Genomic DNA, 3,431 nt, shown 5'->3' with positions numbered 1-3,431 from the left:
CGGCTGGGGCCGATAGCCCCAGACCCCGATAATTGGGCGATAATCTCGTTTGCAAGCCCTAGGTTTTGAAACGGCCGCTTTCGCCCAATAGCGGACACGGCTCGCTTATGACATCATCCGCGTATGAAGCGGCGGGAGGCACGGCATGGGGTATGATGGCGCAATGTTCTTGGCGTCGCTGGTCCTGCTTCTCCCGATTGCGGCCGGGGGAGGCCTCCTTTGGTTCGTTCTCCGGAGGCTACGCTGTATTCCGTCGGGTGCCGCTTCGGTACCAGGTTACGGATTGATCGTTCTCAGCGGCTACGCAATACTCTTCCTTGGAACGGCTGTTCAAACTCTTTTGATTGAACCCGCTCGCCTTCAGGTTAAATATCTTGGGCAAGTATACGGCACTCCGTTGACGCTTCGAATTTACGATCATTCTGGGTTTCAGGACCCAGTTGATGAGTGGGTGTATTCAATAGGGTCCGAGGCCATCGTTGGATTAAGCAAGTACTGCCTACCGCAACCTGTAGATCGTCGCAGGTGCTACGTCTTTTCTGACAAAGATGATCGTTGGGACGCCGCAGTTTGGCTGGAAGGAAGCGATCTGCATATACAAGATGGGTTGCATTGATGACCGACGTAGCTCGACAAAACATGTTCCTAGCCTTCTGCGCCTTGCTGGCGGTATTTTGTCTTATTTTCGGTCTGTGGTTGTTTTGGCTTTCGCAGTCGTTGTATATGCTTGCCAACGGAATGGTCTTACTCATTCTCACCGTCGCCACTTCGTTCTGGTGGAAGACGCGGGTGTGTTCGCCTAAGGGGTGAATGAACGACCGCTTCCTACCATTGTCAGACGTTCAGTTGGGTTTGCAAACGCTATAGTCGCCGATAATTGGGCCTTCGCCAGGCGACAATCGACGGCGCTGTGGGATCGACCAAATATTTCGGGTCTGGGGCCTGTGGCCCCAGCCGCCGGAGGCCCTTCTCTTAGCGCCGGAGGCCCTCTGTCTTACCGTCTAGGCCGTAAACTCCTGAAACCGAATGGCTGAGATTGGGTGCATTTGCGACAGGTGGCTTCGGGTGGACCTCGATGAAAGCTGCCGGTTGCCCTATCCGTGTTTTGGTCGTTAAGGCGCTGGCTCGGCTATAATCTTTTGCTCGGTCGTCAAGCTTATACCTGAAACGTGATCAGTTACAGTGGCAACGATCCGATAAGCACCGAGGCTGTCCTTATTCTCCACAATCATGCCGAGATATTCAGACGATAGCTGCAGAGCATACTTTGTCGGTGGCGGCGCCCCGACCCAGACGCGGCTTCCGAGTTGTTCACCGAACGACTTTCCGACTGGATCAAACATCCTGAAATCGGCTGTTACGTTGCACGTGCCTGATTGATCTGGCGTGCATCCCGTAAAGACGATGAATATGAAGACAGGCTGGTTGCGAGCTACTTTCGAGGTCTTGGCTATTTCGACGCCTGCGGTTGGCATGTTCCACCGGGCAGCAAAACCTTCTCCATCCAAGGTTGCGATCTGAAAAACAGCAAAACTTTTGGATGAAGCCATCGACGGATCGCCGGCAATCGGCTTGCCACCGTCTCGCCAACCGTCTTGACCAAAGGCTGCCACAGGGAGCGTGCCGATGCAGACGGCAGCCGTCAGCGCAACCAAGCGAACCGCCGTTCGGCGAGGGCTGACGATGCCTAGATGCGCGGGTACGGCCGTTCTCATTGCTCTGAGACTAACGAACGTCGGGAAGTAGGCAAGCTGATCTGCCAACTGAAGGGCAGTGTCCTGGCGTTAGCGGTGGTTCCCGGTTACAAGTTCACGGCCTAGTACAGCTCGTCCCGATAGACCTGATCGAGCACGGTTTCGGTTTGGGCGACGTCGCTGCTGCCGAGCAGGCCTTGTGAGGCGTAGCCGCGGGCGGCGATCGAGTGGGCGTCGCCAGTCCATTTTTCTGGTTGCCAGAGGTGGGAGCGGATCAGTGCCTTGCCGCAGTGGAAGTGGCATTCGGTTGGCCGCACCCGCATGTAGAGCAGGGCCGGCTTGCCGCCGACGTGCATGGTGGTGAGGATTGCGGGGTCGTTGTGCAGGGTGGCGACGCCTTTGATGCGCAGTGTTTCGCGCTGGTTGGGAGCGAGGAAGATCAGGCCGACTTCGCCGCCGCCCCCGCCGCTGCTGCCGCGCAGGATGTTGCGGAAGCCGAAGGCCAGTCGGTTGCCGGGTCGCTCGGGGACGAGCAGCGATCCGTCGCTGTCGACGAGGACGAAGCCGGCGGGGTCGCCCTTGGGCGAGATATCGACCCGTCCGTGCTCGTCGATGGTGGCGACGAAGGCCAGCGGCGCCGAGGCGATGAACTGGCGCATGGCGTCGCTGAGCTCGGCGACGATCTTGGCGCGGACGAATTCCATCGGTTCGCCGATGATGGCTTCGAGCGTCTGCTCATCGGTGATCCGGTGGTCGCTGTCGGTCATTGCGCATGCATATCATTGCTTCGCGACGCCGCCAAAGCTTCTGTGGAGGCATAAAGGTCTGGACCAAATCCTGTCGGCTCCGCATAGTTGGACGTATCAACCGTGCTGAAGGAGAGCATCGTGGCTCAGAAGCGTGTCCTGGTCATCGTTCCGTTTCCGCTCGACGATGAGGGGGTGGCGAACCGCGAGGCACAGCTGCAATCGGTGCAGACAGGTCCGGACATTGTCTTCGACTTCAAGCCGGTCAAGGCGGCGCCGCTACTCTATGAGACGTACCATGACTATCTGCTGGCCGACATGTCGATTTTCGAGGTCGGGATTTCGGCGCAGGATGATGGCTATGATGCGGTGTGCATCGACACGATGAGCGATTCCGGCATGAACGCGCTGCGGTCCGTGCTCGATATTCCGGTGATTTCGCCGGCCCGCGCGTCCTATCTGACCGCGCTGATGTTTGCCGGCAATTTCTCGATCATGACGCAATGGGGGCCGTGGAAGGGGCTCTATACCAAGAACCTGAGGGAATATGGGCTGGAGAGCAAATGCGTGTCGATCCGCTCGCCCAATATCGCGCCGAACGTGTCGAGCCTGCTCGGCGGCAAGGAAGAGGATGTGTTTCCGAAGTTCCTCGCCGCCGCGATGCAGTGCGTCGAGGACGGTGCCGAGGCGATCTGCCTGGGGTCGACGACGATGCACCAGAGCCATGCCTGGCTGGCGGAGCGGCTGCCGGTGCCGCTGATCAATCCGGGGCCGCTGACCTACAAGCTGGTCGAGGTGGCGCTGTCGCTGGGGCTGACCCAGAGCCGCCGGTCCTACCCCAAGCCGGAGACCTGCCTGTCCGACATGATCCATGGCATGATGGACGGCGGCGCCCGGGCGCTGGTCTGGAAGCCGTGAGCGGGGAAAGGGCCTCCGGCGGCTGGGGCCTTGGGCCCCAGACCCCATGAATGGGTTTGGTACGAACGATCGG

At 59.1% G+C, this 3,431-nt stretch carries 3 protein-coding genes; 1 reads left to right on the top strand and 2 read right to left on the bottom strand.

Features of this window, described 5'->3' with window-relative positions; genetic code table 11:
* Positions 1-1,112 precede the first annotated feature (1,112 nt).
* Together ACTIFJ_RS04170 and ACTIFJ_RS04165 are read right to left on the bottom strand one after the other, a co-directional pair.
* Positions 1,113-1,655 (bottom strand): hypothetical protein, encoded by a 543-nt coding sequence (locus ACTIFJ_RS04170; protein WP_439532832.1) that lies wholly within the window; start codon positions 1,653-1,655, stop codon positions 1,113-1,115.
* A 161-nt stretch (positions 1,656-1,816) separates the two neighbouring features.
* The gene (locus ACTIFJ_RS04165) at positions 1,817-2,461 is read right to left on the bottom strand and encodes an MSMEG_1061 family FMN-dependent PPOX-type flavoprotein (RefSeq protein ID WP_439532831.1); all 645 of its coding nucleotides are present in this window, start codon (positions 2,459-2,461) and stop codon (positions 1,817-1,819) included.
* 120 nt (positions 2,462-2,581) lie between these two features.
* Between ACTIFJ_RS04165 and ACTIFJ_RS04160 the strand changes: the two genes are divergently transcribed.
* Positions 2,582-3,358 carry an aspartate/glutamate racemase family protein gene (locus tag ACTIFJ_RS04160; protein WP_439532830.1) on the top strand — a complete coding sequence of 259 codons (777 nt, stop codon included), beginning with the start codon at positions 2,582-2,584 and terminating at the stop codon, positions 3,356-3,358.
* Positions 3,359-3,431 lie beyond the last annotated feature (73 nt).

It is taken from the genome of Polymorphobacter sp. (assembly GCF_051860865.1).
GTDB lineage: Bacteria > Pseudomonadota > Alphaproteobacteria > Sphingomonadales > Sphingomonadaceae > Sandarakinorhabdus.
The sequence above is the reverse complement of the archived record's forward strand: the minus strand, read 5'-3'. Positions and strand labels throughout refer to the sequence as shown.